We start from the raw sequence: 19,302 nt of genomic DNA, 5'->3' as shown, positions 1-19,302 counted from the left end.
GCGCGTAGCGCTGTAACATTTCCTTATAGGTAAGTACATCCGGACCGGCAATATCAAAAGATTTATTATATGTTTTTCTGTTACCCAGCACCCCGGTTAAAAAATGCATAACATCCCTAATAGCAATAGGCTGGGTTTTAGTAAGGACCCACTTGGGTGTAATCATGACCGGTAGTTTTTCGCACAGATCACGTATTATTTCAAAAGATGAACTTCCCGATCCCACAATAATACCTGCCTTCAGGACCGTAAGGTTAAATTCACCTTCTGAGAGTATTTCTTCAACATTTTTTCGTGACCAGAGGTGTTTTGACAGGTTTTCATCATTTACTATACCACTCAGGTAAATTACCTGTTTCACATTGGAGTTTTTCAGGTAGCTGTTGAAATTCCGAGCTGTCCTTGCTTCCATTTCATCAAAATCCCTGGTTGATGTGCTCATTGAGTGAATAAGAAAATAAGCCGCATCAATGTCATCCGGGATTTTTCCTGCTTCTACATCTTCCAAAAAATCGATCTCAAGGATAGTAACCTTTGAGCGTGTCTCCGGATCAATGGAGAGTCGTTCTGCGTTGCGCACCGTGCAGATTACATCATGCCCTTTATCTAATAAAAGGGGTAACAGTCTCATCCCAATGTATCCGTTGGCTCCGGTTAACAGAATTTTCATAGGCTAAAGATCTTCAATGGAGGTTGGTAAATTATCAGCTTTATAATCCAGTATTTTCTTGAAGAATTTTTGAATCGCTTTAGTATCAGATTTCACTTTTATAAAGTAATTGTCCCTGTAAATCGAATAAATGCCAATATCACCTTTATAGATGCTCAGTTTGTAATATGGAATTACCAGCGCATAAGTTTCCAAAAGCGAACGGAATCGAACAATAATCCCTTTAGGGCGCATTTCCACATTACAGGTATTCAGATTATTATCTAACAAGAGAAGATTCCTTATTTGAGTACTCGTTTCTGTTATGAATAACTTTGGCGAACCAATCCCGTTCATGCCCCAACGTTCTTTTAGGGTAAACGGTTTACCTACTTCCGCTTCCATTTGCCGGGTAATCTCTTTATTATTGTAAGAAACATTGATAAGCATATCCTTTCTTTTTCATTAGCAGCATAAAGTTACCCAAAACAAAGTTGAATACCCAGTCAACACCCTATAAAAGCATAAAAAATACGTAGTTTTGCAACTTCAAAGGAACGAAATCTATGAATTTAGAACAGTTACTATCAAAGAAGGTAAAAGAGGCAGTAGCTTCTATTTATGATCAGACATTGCCTTCAGTTGAATTTCAGCCTACCAGAAAAGATTTTGAGGGAGACATTACTGTGGTAGTATTCCCAATGCTTCGCTATATAAAAGGTAATCCTGTTCAAATAGGAAATCAGATAGGAGAGCATCTTAAGACAGAGTTAGATGAGGTTATCGGATTTAATGTAATAAAGGGTTTTTTAAATTTGGTAATAGGTGATGCTTATTATACCAGTTTCTTTGATTCTATTAAGGACAGCAATACCTATGGACGTCATTCGGTGGAAAATGAAAATGCCATCTTAGTTGAATATTCTTCACCCAATACCAATAAGCCGTTACATCTGGGTCATATCCGTAATAATTTGCTGGGTTATTCCGTTGCGGAAATTTTAAAGGCCAGTGGCAATAAGGTTTATAAAACACAGATTATAAATGACAGGGGTATACATATTTGCAAAAGTATGCTTGCCTGGCAAATATATGGCAATGGAGAAACCCCTGAAGGTACTGGATTAAAAGGGGATAAATTGGCTGGTATCTATTATGTAAAATTTGACCAGGTCTATAAAACAGAAGTGAAGAAACTTATCGAAGAAGGTAAGGATAAAGCTACGGCCGAACGCGAAGCTCCAATGCTTTTAAAAGCCCAGGAAATGCTTCGTAAATGGGAGGCAGGAGATGCTGAGGTAGTTGAGCTATGGAAGAAAATGAACGGCTGGGTTTATAAAGGTTTTGATGAGACCTATGCAAATTTGGGCGTAAACTTTGATAAACTTTATTACGAGAGTGAAACGTATTTGTTGGGGAAGGATGTAATTGCCGAAGGAATAGCTAATGGAATATTTTACAGAAAAGAAGATGGAAGCGTATGGATAGACCTCACAGAGGAAGGTCTTGATGAGAAAATAGTTCTAAGGGCAGACGGCACAGCAGTCTATATGACACAGGATATTGGAACAGCTATTCAGCGGGTAAAGGATTTTCCGGATATTGGTGGGATGGTATATACAGTTGGTAATGAACAGGATTATCACTTTAAGGTATTATTTCTAATCCTAAAGAAACTTGGATATTCCTGGGCGCAACACTTATACCATCTGAGTTACGGGATGGTAGATTTGCCTGAAGGCAAAATGAAAAGCAGGGAAGGAACTGTGGTGGATGCTGATGACCTGATTGACGAGATGACGAACACCGCTGCAAAAATCTCACAGGAATTAGGGAAACTGGATGGTTATTCTGAAGAAGAAAGGCAAAAACTATATCGCATCATTGGCCTGGGAGCATTAAAGTATTATATCTTAAAAGTAGACCCTAAAAAACGAATATTATTTAATCCTGAAGAATCGGTGGATTTTCAGGGGAATACGGGACCTTTTATTCAATATACGTATGCCAGGATTCAGTCAATTCTTCGGAAAGCAGACCTGGGCACTAAACATCTTACTGACAAACAAGCGGATGGAATTGCATTGCATCCGAAGGAAAAGGAAATCATAAAACTATTAGAAAGCTATCCCGAAACGGTAAAACTTGCCGCTGAAAATTACAGCCCTGCCTTAATTGCAAACTATACATACGATCTGGTGAAGGAATTCAATTCATTTTATCAACAGGTCTCTATTTTGGGAGAACCTGAGGAAAAGATAAGGGTGTTTAGAGTGCAGCTGGCGAAGAAGGTAGGAGAAGTTATTAAATCCGCTTTTCAGCTATTGGGCATAGAAGTACCTCTAAGAATGTAAAAAGACCGCCATACAGACGGTCTTTTAAATGTGCTTATCACACCTCTATTAAAGTTTTTTTCTTTTAAGCTTTCTCCGAAGAGGCAACTACTGCAAGATTGTATACTACTAAGCCGAAACCTATTTTATTAATAGCATCTCCTATATTGTATACAACGTCCATAGAAAGTCCACCAAAGATACCTTCATACCATCCCGGTGTTCCAGCCATATATCCTAAGGGGTATATTGCCCATCCTACAAGGACAAACCAGCACAGCATTTTGTGAGCCTTTAATACAGGACCTCCTGCTTTTACGGCGAGCTTTTTGGCGGTGCCTAACCATATTTCATATACGATTATAAAGTAGGCGATACCGGAGATAAGACCCCATAACCAGGCGGCATCTCTGTATACTGCTTCTCCTAAATATCCTGTTACGAGCATGATTACAGAAAGAATAATAAGCCTCCACATAAGAGACCTTTTAGCCCCTGCAACTTTCAGGATCAAAAAGAATTCAACACACATCAAAGGCACTGTAAGGATCCAGTCTACATAACGAAAGAATGTAGGTGATTCTCCAAAATCTGCCCAATAATCACGCATGTACCAGTAGTGCACTGCAGCGATAAAGGTAATTAATCCTGAAACAAGGATTGAAGTTCTCCATTTTTTGTCAAAGCTGTTCATTGACAAAAAGAAAAAGGCTGATGCAGCCATCATAGCCATACAACCTACAAAAAAGGTAAAGCCAACATAATCATTGGTAGCTAATTTGGCAATCATCGGGAATGTCAGTAAAAAATTTTCCATCTGAATATATTTAGTTAATTTTGTTTAGCAAATCTAATTAAAAGTTGAACATTAAACGTTTAATAATATGTTAAAATAATTAAACAATTTTAAAGAATATGCAAAACAAAGAGGCAGATTTTACGAAGTTGCAAGGTGCAATGCTTATTGCCACCTTTTTTTCACTCTGGCTGGCGGTATATTTTGAGCATGCAGTAGAAAATTTACTTGCTTATATTCTTATCCTTTCCTTTGGAATGCTTCATGGTGCTAATGACATCAAATTGCTGCAGGTTGAAGCTAAAAAGAAAGCTAAACCCTATGATTTTTTAAGAATACTTGCCTATTATATCTTTTTTGTTCTTGGCGTAGCCGGTTTGTTTTATCTGCTCCCAAGCATTGCATTGGGTTTATTTATTCTTTTCAGTGCATACCATTTTGGTGAACAGCATTGGATCTCAAAAATAAGGGGTAATCCACTTTTCTTAATCTTCTTTTTTACTGTTTACGGACTTGTTATCCTTTTTCTGCTGTTTGCAGCTCATCATACAGAGGTGAGTGATATTATTTTCGACATCATTGGAATCTATATTGACAGTGGATATTACCAGATAATATTGGGAATATCCTTTTTTATCCTTGTAGTATTATATCTAACAAAATATAAACAAAATACGGCTAATATTCTTCTTGAATTATTTTATTTACTTGTGTTCTTCATTGTTTTTAATACCGCTTCTCTGCTTTGGGCTTTCGCAATATTTTTTATCCTATGGCACGCTATCCCATCTCTTGGAGACCAGATTACTTACTTGTATGGTGATTTGTCCAAAAAGCACTTTATAAAATATGTGAGATCATCTCTGATTTATTGGTTGGCGTCGGTAATTACACTTGTGATTTTGTTTCTTTTTATTGATGGAAGCAGTGAGGGATTTATTCCTTTCTTATTCTCATTCCTGGCAGCAATCACATTTCCTCATGTTTTGGTAATATCCCGACTTAATAAAAGTTAAAAGCGAATTCTAAAACTCAAATTGGGAGTGAAACCCAGGGAAACGCTTTCTATGGTTACTATTTCGTTCTGGTCATTGAGTCTGTAGTAGGTATTCAGGATATTTTCCTTGTTGAAAATATTTAAGACAGAAACACCTGCAGTAGCCTTAACCCTATTGGAAATATTAAAATTGTAAATAGCAGATGCATCAGCCCTTAAGTATTCCGGGAGTCTGCTGCTGTTGGGTTCCTGATAAACTATTGAAACGGGGAAAGTGGTAAAATCTATACCTTCTGCTCCTTCAAGTGGCTTTGTAAAGGGTTTTCCGGTTCTGTAATTAATGCCTATCCCAATTTTAAATTTTTCGTAAGTATAGGTGCTTGCAAAGGTTAGTGTATGGCGTATGTCCAGATTATTTGGGAAAACATTCGGCACGATGTCCTCAAAAGTGTAGTTATTTAAGTTGTAGGCATAACTCAGCCAGGTACTAAAATTGGCATTTTTGTGGTTTATCAAAAATTCCAGTCCTTTTACATCATACTTTCCAATTTCACCATTAAACTGGTTTTGGTTCTGAAATCCTTGTGTAATTGTACTGATGCCATTTACTTCTTTATAATACCCTTCCAGGCCAACAAACCATTGTCCTTTGTCATAATTTATTCCCACAGAACCTTGTTTGCTTTTTACAATGGGTAAATTAGGATTTCCCGGAATTGTATCATTTTTGTTATTGGATAACATCCAGCGCCTTTTTTCTATTCCCAGAAAATTTTGTTCCAAATCAATTATTTGATTGGTTGTCTGATTCTTAAACTCCCCTTTAACTTCTAGTTGCAGATTAGGGAATAGGGAATAGCTGAGGTTTAAACGGGGTTCAACTATTAGCTCATCAAAATATTGCACATTGACAATGTAATTCAGGCGGCCCCCGCCTCTGGCAATTAATCGTTTATTAGGAGAGGTATAGGAAATTTCACTATACAGTGCATTAGTTCTTATGACACCTTTGATGTTGCTCTCGTAAGGTGGTTGGGTCACGTCTGTGAAATTGGTAATTCCTACTTCTGAAAATTGATACCCATTGAGCCAGTTTATATTAGAAGTAATCTGATAATTGGTATTAAGTTTTACCGCAGTCTCTATAACTTCATTTTTTTGATCAAGGATTTGCTGACCATTATTTATTCTGTTTTCAGAATCCAGATTATACTGGGAATAGTAAGCATTCAATTTAGTTGAGAATCTTTCTGACCAACTGCTTTCTAAAGTCCCACCAAAGGAAATATTGGTTTGATTCAGCTTGCTTTGGTCCGTTCGGGCTGAATTTAATCCCGTTTCGGTATAGTCCAGGTTGTTGTTGATATTTATAAAACTAAATCGAGCTTTGTGCTGACTATTTATATCATACAAGACCTTGGCCGTAAAATCATAGAAATAGAACCTTTCGTCCTGGTTAACATCAGCATCCCCACCAGGATTTGATCCGCCTTCAATATCCGTATCCTGAAAAGCTCTTTTTACAAACTGTTTATAAGTTGGTGTAGTTATTAAATCTGTAAATGAACGTCTGGCTGAAACCTGCAGAGCCAACTTGTTTGTGATCGGGATCTGTCCATAGATATCTCCGCTAATCAAATTAAAACCAGCACCCCCAAAGAAGTTACCTTCAATTTCGTCTTTGGACCTCATATTGATAATTCCACTTACTCCGTCACCATATTCGGCACTGGTCCCATCTTTTATTATGGTAACATGTTCAATTAAATAGGGGTTAAATGCTGAAATTAAGCCAAAGAAATGACCTGACTGATACATTTTGATATCATCCCAGAGAATAAGGTTTTGATCGTTTGTGCCTCCTCTTATATTGATATCAGATACGGTTTCATCAATACTCTTTATACCCGGAAGGGCTTGTACCGTTTGCAGAACATCCGGCTCTATAAGCCCGGGTAGAATACCAAATTCTTCCGTATTTAGGGTAATGCTGCCATCTGTTTGTTTGGTAAGACCCGTTGTAAGAAATTTAAAAATCACAACTTCATCCAGTTGCTGGTAGTTTAAGCTTAATAATAATGTCTTGCAGGGGTTTTTGCTTACCAGTTCTTCAGCGGTAATGTATTTGGGTTTATAACCAATATGCCTTATTCGGATAGATGCCTTTCGCGGGATATTTTCTAATACAAATCGTCCGTTTATATCCGTTACTGTGGAAATGCTGCTACCTAATACCTCAATTGATGCTCCCGTAGCAGTATTTTCGTTGTAATTGTCCAGAACAAAAGCACATATGTCTACCGTACTGCTTTTTGAAAGTGTATAATAGCGTTGATTTAACTTTTTAATGATCAATTGGGTCTGATCCTGTAGATCATTCAATATATCCTCGAGCTTGCTTTCGGTAGAACGAGTTACTATTAAGGGCTGCAGGTCTTCGTCAACATAGGAAAATTTTACGTCAAAATCTTTCTCCAATTGACTTATGTAGGCAACAAGGCTAATATTTTCAGGAACAGAATCTACCTGTGCCCTACCTGTAAAGAGGGCAAATAGTATGATCAGGCAAAAAAGAAGTATACTATTGTGGCGCGTTTTCAGCATAAAATAGCACATTGTTCCCTTCTTGTTTGAATTTCATCTGAGAAGGAGTACTAATACTCTGTAACGCTAAATTTAGGTTTGTGTTGCTAAAGGAGCCAGTAAATAATTGATCCAGTTTAACATTTTGAGTCTCAACCTCAATATCGTATTGTCTTTCAAGTTCATCCAGTACATAGTTTAATGGAATACTCTTAAAAGTACTTTCGAAACTCATCCAGGAAGGAGTAGTGTTTGCAGGCGTTTCACGCTCAACGACATTTCCGTTAAATACTATAAATGAGTTACCAGCGGGAAGTTTTGTTGTTTTATCATTATAAGTAACACTAACTAAACCTTCATAGCATGTTACTTCAAAGAAACCTTTTCTATTTTCAACATTAAATTGTGTGCCCAAAACAGTTACCAAACCATCGGCGGTGGCTACTGTAAATTTCTGCCCTTTGGCAACTTTGAAGAAAGCTTCGCCTTCCAAAGCTATCTTCCGTTCCTTATCCCAATTCTTCTCACTATAGGTTATCCTCGAATCGGCATTTAAAATTATTTCAGAATTATCGGGAAGAATTACTTCACTACGTTCGGCATATTGTGTAGAAACCGATTCGTCTAAAGTGGAGACATAAAGATATGACACTACAAAAATAACTGCAATAGCAGCAGCAATGCGCCATAACTTTTTCATCGGACTCATTCGTATTACTTTGGTATCTTTAGTAAGATTAGTGTTTTTGAAATCATCCAAAGCCTTATCGACATCAAAATCCGGCGCTTCCAAAGAACCACTGACCTTGATTAACTTCTCATAAGAAGCATACTCATCAGAATTTTTAAATACTGCGAGTTCTTCCTCGGAGAGGTCGTTATTCAGCCATTTCGCTAAGTAATTTTCTTGCATGATTTCCAGCTTTATACCATTAAAACAATTAATACTAAAAAAACCCTACCCTTACAGATAAAAATATTACACTATGTTCCCTTCTCAACTCCCGGTCATGTGTATTAAATACCATCAATCTGACTTCTGAGGGCCTTTAAAGCCAAATGCATACGTTTTTCAATCGCCTTTACACTTACACCTTCCATCTCTGCTATTTCAGCATATTTTTTACCATCGATTCGATTTAATAAAAAGGTTGTCCGCTGATTTTCCGGAAGACTGTTTAGGGCATTATCGAGCTTTTGCTTGTACTCCTGTTCTTCCATCAGGAATTCAGGGGTCTCATTGGAGGTTATGTTTGAGCGATCAGCATATTTTAATCGAACCTTCTCGGCTTTGATGACATTCAGGTAAAGATTATTTGCCACCGTATAAACATAGGACTTTGCTTTTTCCGGACTAACTTTTTTACAATTCTCCCATAGTTTAACAAAGGCTTCCTGGACAACATCATAGGCTTTCTCCTCGTTTCCGAATTTATAATATATATAGTTAAAAACCGTTTTGGAATTAGTTTTGAAGAGGTGGCTGAACACTTCCTCCTCACATACATTGTCCATAATTTATAGAGTTCTTATCGTTGGTTCTGATTCAAAGATATTTTAAAAAAAATTAAAAAAAGAGTAGGGTATTTCAAAAAGTAATTGTTTTAGAGTTGTACGAACAACAAAAAATCCAAATCGTTATGAAAAAGTTTATTAAGTATTCGCTTCAAACTTTACTACTTGTAATGGCATTTTCGTTTAATGCCTGTCAGGAAGCTTTTGAAGAATTACCACAACCCGATGAGCAGGAAACTATAGTTGCAAGCTCTTCTACCGCCAAGCTTATTGAAAATACCGCCGCCAAAGACGGATCTTTTGATAATATTGTTGATGGTGCAAGTTGCTTCGCAATTGAATTTCCTTATACCGTTAAAGCAAATGGCATTGAGATTACAATTGAATCTGAAGATGGCCTTTATATAATTGAAGAAATATTTGATGAATTGGAAGATGATGAAGATCTTCTGGAGATAATTTTTCCTGTCGTTATAACCCTTGCTGATTATACCGTTATTGAAATAAACGGAATAGGGGACCTTCGGGAATTAGCTGCGGAATGTATTGAAGGAGGAAAAGATGATGATATAGAATGTATTGATTTTGTATACCCTATTACCCTGTACACTTTTGATGCCAATGAGGTTGAAACAGGTACTGTAACTGTGGAATCTGACAAAGACCTTAGAATGTTTTTTGCAGGATTGGATGAGAACGACTTAATCAGCATAGATTTTCCTGTTACCATGGAACTTTATGATGGTACAAAGATGGAAGTAAGAAGTAATGCTGAATTGGCGAATGCAATTGAAATGGCTAAAGAGGCATGTGACGAAGATGATGATGATGATTATAACGATGATGATTTTACACAGGAAAGATTGGAAAGTCTGTTGGTAGAATGTCCTTGGTTAATTCATGAAGTTATCAGAGATGAGATTAATCAGTCAGATCAGTACTTCGAATACTTAATGAACTTTACAGAAGATGGTGCGGTAACTGTTAAGGATAGAATGGGTAATGATTTAACAGGTACCTGGAGTACACGTCAAACAGATCATGGGGTGCTTATTAATCTCGCATTTGATGTATTGGTTGATTTTAACCTTGAATGGATTGTATACGAATTAGGAGAAGGTAAGATTAAGCTATATGCTGAAGGTGGAAACAGGATTATAATGAAAAGTGTTTGTGATCTTTTTGATACTGAACCTGATACCTTAAGAGAAATCTTAAAAGAATGCAGCTGGGTAATTAAGAAGGTAAAATACCAGGGAGAAGAAGTTGACAGATTATTTGGTTATGAGTTTAACTTCTTACCGGAAGGTATTGTAACCTTAGGTAATGGTCAGAATACATCTGAAGGAACATGGGTAATAACCGCTAATGAGCAAGGTAGACTTGTGATGGCTATTACCATAGGATCTGAACCAGAAGTGAGCTTTCAATGGCCATTATCTGACTTAAGGCACGATCGATTGAAGTTTAAGGTTGAAGAAATTGGTTACGAGCTTGTCCTTCAAAGAGTATGTGATGATACTAATGATGGTGATGTTCCTGAGATTAGAAACATAATGATGGGCGGAGATTGGATAGTTGCCCTTTATGAAAACGGCGATATGAATGGAACCGAGAATTATATGGGTTATACATTCAACTTTATGGCTAATCACCTAATATCCACTACGCTGTCTGAAACTGGTGCTACCTATCCTGGTCTGTGGAGAGTCCTAAGAAATTATGAAGGAAAACTTAAAGTATACCTGAATTTCGGAGATGTAGATCTTCTGAACGAACTTACAGATGACTGGAAATTGGTATCCATCACTAATGATCGAATAGAACTAATGCATGTTAGTGAAGGCGAGGCTGGAACGACTGAAATAATCAGTACCCTGGTTTTTGAAAAGCAGTAGATCATGCATCCCGATAGCTCCTTCTCCATAGTATTACGAAGGAGAAGCTATCGGGAGCGGGAAAAATATTTAAAATACCTTATTTGCCCCCCTATTTTGTTGAAAAGGATAACTTCTAATTGAAGTTATCCTTTTCTATTTTATATTTCTTTCTACAGTCTTCCATCATCCCATTGTTATTATTAAATTTGCATTTCTACATAATTGACATAAAAAGATGTTTGATAACTTAAGTGATAAGCTGGATAAGGCATTGCATGTCCTCAAAGGACATGGCCAGATTACAGAAATTAACGTAGCTGAGACTACGAAAGAAGTAAGAAGGGCTTTATTGGATGCCGATGTTAATTTTAAAATTGCCAAAGAATTTACCAATAGAGTAAGAGAAAAAGCCCTTGGACAAAATGTTTTGACCTCTTTGCAACCCGGCCAGTTAATGGTCAAAATTGTAAAGGATGAACTAACCCAATTAATGGGAGGAGATGCAGAAGGTATTAATCTTTCCGCAAATCCATCGGTTATTCTCATGTCAGGTCTTCAAGGATCCGGTAAAACTACTTTCTCGGGTAAACTTGCCAATTATTTAAAACAGAAAAAATCTAAAAATCCATTATTGGTAGCCTGTGATGTCTACAGACCGGCAGCTATTGATCAGTTGAATATTGTGGGTGACCAGATTGGGGTAGAAGTTTTTTCCGATAAGGAAAATTCTGATCCGGTTGCGCTGGCCAAAGCCGGGGTAGATTATGCTAAAGGCAATGGTTTCAATGTGGTAATAATTGATACCGCAGGACGCCTGGCGGTGGATGAGCAAATGATGACAGAAATTGCCAATATTCGCAATGCAGTTAATCCGCAGGAAACCCTCTTTGTTGTAGATTCCATGACCGGACAGGACGCTGTAAATACGGCAAAGGCCTTTAATGATGTGCTAAATTTTGAGGGGGTTATCCTGACTAAGCTGGATGGGGATACGCGCGGTGGTGCAGCCATTTCCATTAAATCTGTAGTCGATAAACCAATTAAATTTATTGGCACAGGTGAGAAAATGGACGCCATAGACGTTTTCCACCCTGCCCGAATGGCCGATCGCATCTTGGGAATGGGGGATGTTATTTCCCTTGTTGAACGTGCACAGGAACAATTTGATGAAGTAGAAGCACGGAAAATTCAGAAAAAAATCGCTAAAAATAAATTTGGTTTTGATGACTTCCTGAAACAGATTCAGCAAATTAAGAAGATGGGTAGCATGAAGGACCTGATGGGGATGTTACCGGGAGCCGGAAAGGCCCTTAAAGGAATGGATATAGATGATGATGCATTTAAACATGTGGAAGCTATTATACACTCTATGACCCCGGATGAAAGATCAAATCCATCCAAGCTTGATGCCAGCAGGAAAAAACGAATCGCTAAAGGGAGCGGAAGAACCATACAAGAGGTGAATCAACTGCTAAAGCAATTTGATCAAATGAGCAAAATGATGAAAATGATGCAAGGTGGCGGTGGCAAGAAGATGATGCAGATGATGCAGAATATGAAATAACTGATTTTAAAATCAATAATTATACACAAAATGACCCTTCTCAACGGAAAAGAAATTGCAAATCAGATTAAAGACGAAATAACCGCTGAGGTGGACAAAATGAAAATACGGGGAGAAAAGGTACCTCATTTGGCTGCAGTCCTCGTTGGGAATGATGGTGCCAGTCTTACTTATGTTGGGAGCAAGGTACGCTCATGTAAACGAATAGGTTTTGAATCTACGCTTAAACATTTGCCTGAAGATACATCTGAAGAAGAATTATTAAAACTCGTAAAAGAACTAAACGATAACCCCGATATTGACGGGTATATCGTTCAACTACCATTGCCCAAACATATTGATGAACAGAAGGTTCTGCTCGCTGTAGACCCGGATAAGGATGTGGATGGTTTTCATCCCGCGAATTTTGGGAAGATGGCTTTGGATATGGAATCATTTATTCCTGCTACACCATTTGGTATCATGGAATTATTGAGAAGGTATGAAATAGATATCGAGGGGAAACATGCTGTGATTATCGGCAGGAGTCATATCGTGGGGAGGCCCATTAGTATTTTACTCAGTCAGAAAGGCAAATTTGCAAATGCCACAGTGACCCTAACACATAGCAGGACCAGGGATATTAAAGCGCTGACATTACAGGCCGATATTATTGTTTCAGCTTTGGGAGTACCCGGATTTCTTACAGAGGATATGGTCCAAGAGGGGGCCGTAATTATTGATGTTGGGATTACAAGGGTTCCCGATGATAGCAAAGAGAGAGGGTATTATTTAACGGGTGATGTGGATTTTGACGCCGTTAGTAAAAAGGCGTCCTATATTACACCGGTTCCGGGGGGTGTTGGCCCCATGACTATTGCCATGCTTTTGCAGAATACACTTTTGGCCCGTAAACGAAGAGCCGAGAAAAGCTAGCCCTGGCACTTAATTTAAATAACAAGAATATTTGGTTTCCATATGTGATGATTTGTGATAAATGAGTACCTTTTATCGCAAATCCAACTTCTATGTTCAAACCTCTTATTCTCCTTAGTTTTCTGATTATTTGTTTGTCTGGATGCCAATCCTCTGAAAAAAAATTGTCAGATATCACCGTTAAAGTTTCTTTTTCTGATAAAATCAGTACCAAAGCACAAGATGGCCGTTTACTGCTCATGCTCTCCACAAATGATGAAAAAGAACCTCGTTTTCAGATAAATAGCGGACTTAATACCCAGGTTATATTTGGGATGAATGTAGAAGGAATGACACCTAATGCCGAAGAATCTTTTGATGCTTCAAGACATGGATTTCCATACGCCAGTTTAGCAGAACTACCTCCCGGGGAATATTGGGCACAAGCTTTATTACATGTCTATGAGACCTTCAATTTAAGCACTGGTCATACAGTAAAGTTGCCTATGGACAATGGGGAAGGACAACAGTGGAACCGATCACCCGGAAATTTGTATAGCAAACCCATAAAGGTGAACATTACGGCTAAGGGCAGCCAGGAGATAAGTATTGTGATGGACGAGATTATTCCACCGATAGAAGAACCGCAAGATACGGAATGGATAAAACACATAAAGATGCGGTCCGAAAAGCTCTCAGAGTTTTGGGGGAGGGACATTTATTTAGGGGCTCATATTCTTCTCCCCAAAGGATTTAAAGAACATCCGGAGGCAAAGTATCCACTTATGATATTCCACGGGCATTTTCCAAGTGATTTTGGCGGCTTCAGAACGGTTCCTCCGGACCCCAACCTTGAACCGGATTATGCAGAACGCTTTAAGGTTTCAGGCTATAATATTATACAGCAACAGGAAGCATATAATTTCTATAAAAGATGGAATGAACCCGATTTTCCAAGATTCCTGATCATTGAAATTCAACACCCTACGCCTTATTATGACGATTCGTATGCCGTGAATTCTGCTAGCCAGGGTCCTTATGGCGACGCTATCACCCATGAGCTTATACCTTATATTGAAAAAGAATTCAGGGGCTTGGGCGAAGGCTGGTCCCGTTTTTTATACGGAGGCTCAACGGGAGGTTGGGAGGCATTGGCGGTGCAAGTCAAATATCCGGAAGAATATAACGGGTGTTTTGCAGCTTGTCCGGACCCGATTGATTTTAGTTCTTATGTCCTTACCAATATCTATGAGGATGAGAATGCTTATTATTACAAAAGTGATCATAAAATGCTTGAAGTTCCCGCGCATAGGGACTATTTAGGTCATATTCAATCTACAGTGCGTGACGAAAATCATTTAGAACTTGTTTTGGGCGATAAATCCCGCTCCGGTCAGCAATGGGATATTTGGGAGGCAACCTATTCCCCTCAGGGTGATGAGGGCTATCCTGAGCGAATATGGGACAAAAGAACCGGAATAATCAATCCTGAGGTAGCAAATTACTGGAAAGAGAATTATGACCTGCGCTATATACTGGAGAGGGACTGGGATAAACTCGGCGACAAGTTAAAAGGTAAAATACATATCTATTGTGGTGATATGGATAATTATTATTTAAACAATGCGGTATACAAAATGGAGGATTTCCTGGAAAATACTTCAGATCCTTATTACGAAGGGGAGGTTTTATACGGAGACAGAGCCGAGCATTGCTGGAATGGGAATCCGGAGGAACCTAATCATATTTCCAGGCTTAGATACAACAGTATGTATGTTCCAAAAATAATGAAACGCATCGCGGAAAGTGCTCCCCCCGGAGCTGATCTGAACAGTTGGATCTATCCCTGATAGCAATAACAGTATAATTTTTTGACATAGATTTTTAGAAAAAGTTTTTTCGTGACAGTGAGCAAGTTAAAATTTTGGATCTCTTCTACAGGGATAATGATCCTTGTCCTGGCTTTACTAAAGTTAATGGTGCATTTAGCTACTTTTGACAACTACGAGCTGCATAGGGATGCCTATTTATACTACGCTTTAAGTGAGCACCTCGCCTGGGGATATGTCGCGGTACCGCCCTCAATTGCAATTATTGGAAAGATAGCTACCACAATATTCGGGAATACCATATTTGGACTTCGTTTCTTCCCTTTTCTGGTTGGTGCAATCAATGTGATTCTAATTGGGATGTTTACCCGGGACTTAGGGGGAAAGAAAATTGCCATTGCCCTGGCCTGCCTTGCCTATATTTTCTCACCGGCTTATTTACATGTAAATACACTTTTTCAACCCGTATCTTTTAACCATTTCTATTGGCTATTATCGGGCTATCTCTTTTATAAACTGATCTCCAGCGGAGATACGAAAATGTGGTTGTGGATAGGGTTGGTATTCGGTCTTGGTTTTCTCAACAAATATTCTATCGTTTTTCTTTATACTTCCTTCGGCCTTGCAATGCTGTTTACGCAATATCGAAAACTATATTCATCGAAATATTTTCTTTTGGCCATAATAATTGCATTGATAATTATATCGCCAAATCTTTACTGGCAATATGAAAATAATTGGCCTCTCTTGCAGCATATGGAGGAGTTACGGCGCACGCAACTCGTGCATGTTGAGCCTTTGGGATTTATCATAGAGCAATTATTGATGAATGCCCAGGCTTTGTTGATTTGGATAGGTGCGTTACTCATTTTGCTTTTTAATAAAAAGGAAAAACAGTATCGCATTTTTGCATTTGCCTATATAGTACTTATTGTACTTCTGCTGGCTGGGAGCGGAAAGGCTTATTATACCCTGGGGATATATCCCATCTTGTTTGTTTTTGGGGCATATTTTGTCCAAAAGTATATTGTTCGATATAGGAATATGATATTTGTACTATTGGTAACTTTCATGGCGATGGGGTTATATTTTTCACTGCCATTTGATGGTATTCCTTTTAATACTTTTGAGAAAGCATTTAACAAAGGAGCTTTCAGATGGGAAGATGGACAACAGCACGACCTGCCTCAGGATATGGCAGACATGACCGGGTGGAAAGCAATAGGGGAGGCTGTAAGTGATATCTATCTGGACCTGGGCGAGGAAAATCGCGACAATTGCCATATTTACTGCTATCATTACGGACAGGCCGGGGCCATTATGTTTTATGGGAAGAAACACAATATTCCTCAACCTATTTCCCCTAATGCCAGTTTCGTTTTCTGGTCACCGGAAAGCATTAGTAAGGATTACGTAATTTATGTTCATTCAGATTTGGGTAACACTACCAATCCGGATAGCCTCCTGCCAACTTATTTCGAGGAAGTAGAGCTTAAAAAGGTCATTAATGATCCCTATTTCAGGGAAAATGGAACCCGTATATACCTCTGCCAATCACCCAATGAAAAGGTAAAGATAATTTATCGGGATATGATGAAGGACCTTAAAGACAGGTATCGCAAAGTTAACGACGGTTCTGAATAGTACGTTTACCCATTCTTGAAGGTAGATAGGCACTTACTGTTGTATAAAATTATATAGCTCGTTTTTTTATGAAGTGCAGGATAATATTCTTCTAAAACCTTATATTTAAGAGTTAAATATTGACCTGATGAACTATAGAATATTTGGACACACAAGCTGGAAGGTTAGTGAGGTTGGTTATGGAATGTGGGGTATGGGGAGTTGGAAGGAATCTGATGATTTCCATTCTGCAAAATCACTAGATCTAGCTGTTGAAAATGGCATTAATTTTTTTGATACTGCATGGGGCTATGGGGAGGGGCATAGTGAGAAATTACTTGGTCAGCTCCTTCGCCGATATAAACAAACCAAACTTTATACAGCAAGTAAAATTCCTCCGAAAAACTTTAAATGGCCGGCGAAACCCGAATATTTATTCGAGGAGTCTTACCCTACGTCACATGTTTTTGATTATACGCATAAAACATTGAAAAATTTAGGTGTAGAACAGATAGATCTGATGCAATTTCACACCTGGGACGATGGTTGGACTGAAAGGGAAGAGTGGAAAAGGGCAGTAGAAGATTTAAAAAAGTCGGGCAAAATAGCCGCTATGGGAATCAGCGTAAACAGATGGGAGCCGGAGAACGGTATAGCTGCTTTGGAGACTGGATTGATTGATGCCGTGCAGGTAATTTATAATATTTTTGACCAGGCCCCGGAAGACGTTTTATTTCCACTATGTAAAGAACTTGATATTGCCGTGATTGCAAGAGTTCCTTTTGATGAGGGTACGCTAACTGGTAATATTACAAGGGAAACTATTTTTCCGGAAGGCGATTGGCGTGGCACATACTTCGTTCCTGAAAATTTAAATAGCAGTTCTGATAAGGCAGATTTACTACGTCCCCTTGTTCCCGAAGGAATGACCATGGCGGAAATGGCTTTGCGTTTTATTTTGATGAATGAAGATGTCAGCACCGTAATCCCCGGCATGCGCAAACAAAGAAATGTATTGGCAAATGTTGGGACAAGTGATGGTCAGGGATTGCCCAAAGAGCTCCATAAAGCACTACGCAAACACCGATGGGACAGGAAACCAACAGCCTGGTCTCAATAAATAAAACTATCATGGATAAAAAGAAATTTACAAGCCAGGTACTGGCTGCCATTTTTTTCTATACATTATTTTCCTGTATTCTTGAAAAAGACTATTCCACAGAAGCTATTTTTAGTGAATTAAAAGAAGGGGTAATTTTTGGGGTAATATATGCTGTTATCATTTGGTTCTGGTACAGATATAAAAAAAAGACTTAGCAATTCAGGATTAATTGGCAAACAACTGTCCCATATCTTTAAAGGCTTTGAATTCCAGGGCATTTCCAGCGGGATCTAAAAAGAACATGGTAGCCTGTTCCCCAACCTGACCTTCAAACCGGATATAGGGCTCTATAACAAAAGATATTCCCTTATCTTTCAACTCCCCGGCAAAATTGTGAAATGTATCCCAAGGAAGCACTACGCCATAGTGAGGTACAGGAACATCTTTACCATCTACCGGATTGGAATGTAAGGCTTCAGCAGACTTTGGTTTGTAATGAATGACCAATTGGTGACCAAAAAGATTAAAGTCAACCCAATGGTCGCTGCTTCTTCCTTCTTCACACTTCAGGACTTCCCTGTAAAATGTTCTGCATTCGTCAAGGTTATGCACGGGAATAGCGATGTGAAATGGTGAAATAGTTGACATAGGAAGTGTTTAAGCGCTAAAATTAGCCCTTTTCTTTGATTTCAAAAAATCTATAATTTGATTATTTACCCCTTCCTGATGCATGGAATGACCCAATCCCCGTGTACTAATTAGCTTGCTATTTGTCCAGTTTGCATGCACCTTTTCCGAATTGTGATAGGGGGTTATAGGATCTTCTATGTCGTGGACCAGTAATCCTTCAATACCTAGCTCCCGAACAAAACGGGATGTGGAAAAATCCCGAAGTCCATATCCAAAATGAGCCTGAAAATAAGCGTCTAAAGCTTTTAGTACATTATTGTTGAAGCCCACAAGATGCTGATAGTGCTCCATAAGTTCATATAATTCAGAGGGTGAGCCGATGGTGACCATCTTATAAATGGAATTATGAGGATAAATATACTGATGGTAAATGGCTGTCATCCCGCCAACTGAATGCCCGATTATATGGGTAGGATTATAATGTTTAACCACATGATACGTGCATTCCGCATACAATGGTACATTAAAAATTCCACCGGAAGAATTACCATGCGCGGGTGCATCAAAAGCAGCAACAGTATAATCTTCATCCCTAAGACTCCTGATGAGGTTCCGCCAGCGAAAAGAGTTACTCTCCCAACCGTGAAGCAATAAAACAGTTTCTTTTGTTCCCTTCCAGCAATACGTCTGAATCTGCTTTCCACCTACTTCAATCCTCTTGTTGGTAGCTGTTTTTAGGAAGGAAGCTTGTATGGGTAGCACTTTGCCTTTGCGGGGAGAACTGAACAGCGTAATGGCCTTTTCTCCAGCCAGTTTTTTAGAAAATAGGGCAAGGATATTAAAATAGACCCCATAAGCCCGTGCAAAAATACGATTTACCAGGTTTTTCATGAATCATCCCACGAAA

The 19,302-nt window shown here is 38.6% G+C and carries 17 protein-coding genes; 9 read left to right on the top strand and 8 right to left on the bottom strand.

Annotation, left to right across the window (positions count from 1 at the left end; translation table 11 throughout):
• Positions 1–670 (bottom strand): NAD(P)H-binding protein (locus Q0X77_RS09285; protein WP_297796343.1); only part of this gene is annotated, 670 nt, incomplete at its 3' end.
• Positions 671–673: 3 nt separating this feature from the next.
• Entirely contained in the window at positions 674–1,099 is a 426-nt protein-coding gene (locus Q0X77_RS09280) for a hypothetical protein (protein WP_297796340.1), read from the bottom strand.
• Between the two features lie 116 nt (positions 1,100–1,215).
• On the opposite strand from Q0X77_RS09280, the gene argS reads away from it, so the two are divergent.
• Positions 1,216–3,003, top strand: coding sequence for an arginine--tRNA ligase (gene argS / locus Q0X77_RS09275; RefSeq protein ID WP_297796337.1), 1,788 nt, complete (start codon positions 1,216–1,218; stop codon positions 3,001–3,003).
• A 64-nt stretch (positions 3,004–3,067) separates the two neighbouring features.
• Here the strand turns inward: argS and Q0X77_RS09270 are convergent, their stop codons facing one another.
• Positions 3,068–3,799, bottom strand: coding sequence for a bacteriorhodopsin-like (locus Q0X77_RS09270; protein ID WP_297796334.1), 732 nt, complete (start codon positions 3,797–3,799; stop codon positions 3,068–3,070).
• A 98-nt stretch (positions 3,800–3,897) separates the two neighbouring features.
• Between Q0X77_RS09270 and Q0X77_RS09265 the strand changes: the two genes are divergently transcribed.
• Positions 3,898–4,794 (top strand): Brp/Blh family beta-carotene 15,15'-dioxygenase, encoded by an 897-nt coding sequence (locus tag Q0X77_RS09265; RefSeq protein WP_297796331.1) that lies wholly within the window; start codon positions 3,898–3,900, stop codon positions 4,792–4,794.
• Here Q0X77_RS09265 and Q0X77_RS09260 read toward each other — a convergent pair.
• From Q0X77_RS09260 to Q0X77_RS09250, 3 genes are all read right to left on the bottom strand, one after another.
• On the bottom strand, positions 4,791–7,379 hold the full coding sequence (locus Q0X77_RS09260) for a carboxypeptidase-like regulatory domain-containing protein (RefSeq protein ID WP_297796328.1): 2,589 nt from the start codon (positions 7,377–7,379) through the stop codon (positions 4,791–4,793). The genes Q0X77_RS09265 and Q0X77_RS09260 overlap by 4 nt on opposite strands.
• On the bottom strand, positions 7,357–8,271 hold the full coding sequence (locus Q0X77_RS09255; RefSeq protein ID WP_297796325.1) for a FecR family protein: 915 nt from the start codon (positions 8,269–8,271) through the stop codon (positions 7,357–7,359). Before Q0X77_RS09255 ends, Q0X77_RS09260 begins: the two co-directional genes overlap by 23 nt.
• Positions 8,272–8,375: 104 nt before the next feature.
• Positions 8,376–8,873, bottom strand: a complete 498-nt coding sequence (locus tag Q0X77_RS09250; protein ID WP_297796322.1) for a sigma-70 family RNA polymerase sigma factor — start codon at positions 8,871–8,873, stop codon at positions 8,376–8,378.
• A 125-nt stretch (positions 8,874–8,998) separates the two neighbouring features.
• Between Q0X77_RS09250 and Q0X77_RS09245 the strand changes: the two genes are divergently transcribed.
• The 7 genes from Q0X77_RS09245 (at position 8,999) to Q0X77_RS09215 (ending at position 17,980) form a co-directional block, all read left to right on the top strand.
• Complete coding sequence (locus Q0X77_RS09245) at positions 8,999–10,771, top strand: hypothetical protein (protein ID WP_297796319.1); 1,773 nt, start codon at positions 8,999–9,001, stop codon at positions 10,769–10,771.
• A 217-nt stretch (positions 10,772–10,988) separates the two neighbouring features.
• Entirely contained in the window at positions 10,989–12,317 is a 1,329-nt protein-coding gene (gene ffh / locus Q0X77_RS09240; protein ID WP_297796316.1) for a signal recognition particle protein, read from the top strand.
• A gap of 30 nt (positions 12,318–12,347) precedes the next feature.
• A complete protein-coding gene (gene folD / locus Q0X77_RS09235; protein WP_297796313.1) occupies positions 12,348–13,232 on the top strand; it encodes a bifunctional methylenetetrahydrofolate dehydrogenase/methenyltetrahydrofolate cyclohydrolase FolD in 885 nt (294 codons plus the stop codon).
• Positions 13,233–13,396: 164 nt separating this feature from the next.
• Entirely contained in the window at positions 13,397–15,061 is a 1,665-nt protein-coding gene (locus Q0X77_RS09230) for an alpha/beta hydrolase-fold protein (protein ID WP_297796309.1), read from the top strand.
• A 57-nt stretch (positions 15,062–15,118) separates the two neighbouring features.
• Positions 15,119–16,684 (top strand): glycosyltransferase family 39 protein, encoded by a 1,566-nt coding sequence (locus tag Q0X77_RS09225; protein WP_297796306.1) that lies wholly within the window; start codon positions 15,119–15,121, stop codon positions 16,682–16,684.
• Positions 16,685–16,811: 127 nt separating this feature from the next.
• A complete protein-coding gene (locus tag Q0X77_RS09220) occupies positions 16,812–17,783 on the top strand; it encodes an aldo/keto reductase (RefSeq protein WP_297796303.1) in 972 nt (323 codons plus the stop codon).
• Between the two features lie 11 nt (positions 17,784–17,794).
• The gene (locus Q0X77_RS09215; protein WP_297796299.1) at positions 17,795–17,980 is read left to right on the top strand and encodes a hypothetical protein; all 186 of its coding nucleotides are present in this window, start codon (positions 17,795–17,797) and stop codon (positions 17,978–17,980) included.
• A gap of 10 nt (positions 17,981–17,990) precedes the next feature.
• Here Q0X77_RS09215 and Q0X77_RS09210 read toward each other — a convergent pair whose 3' ends face one another.
• Positions 17,991–18,413 carry a VOC family protein gene (locus Q0X77_RS09210; protein ID WP_297796296.1) on the bottom strand — a complete coding sequence of 141 codons (423 nt, stop codon included), beginning with the start codon at positions 18,411–18,413 and terminating at the stop codon, positions 17,991–17,993.
• A 9-nt stretch (positions 18,414–18,422) separates the two neighbouring features.
• Positions 18,423–19,286: an alpha/beta hydrolase gene (locus Q0X77_RS09205; RefSeq protein WP_297796292.1), complete on the bottom strand. Its 864-nt coding sequence runs from the start codon at positions 19,284–19,286 to the stop codon at positions 18,423–18,425.
• Positions 19,287–19,302 lie beyond the last annotated feature (16 nt).

This window comes from uncultured Eudoraea sp., assembly GCF_947258925.1.
Taxonomy (GTDB): Bacteria; Bacteroidota; Bacteroidia; order Flavobacteriales; family Flavobacteriaceae; genus Eudoraea.
This window is presented reverse-complemented; position numbering and strand designations above follow the sequence as displayed.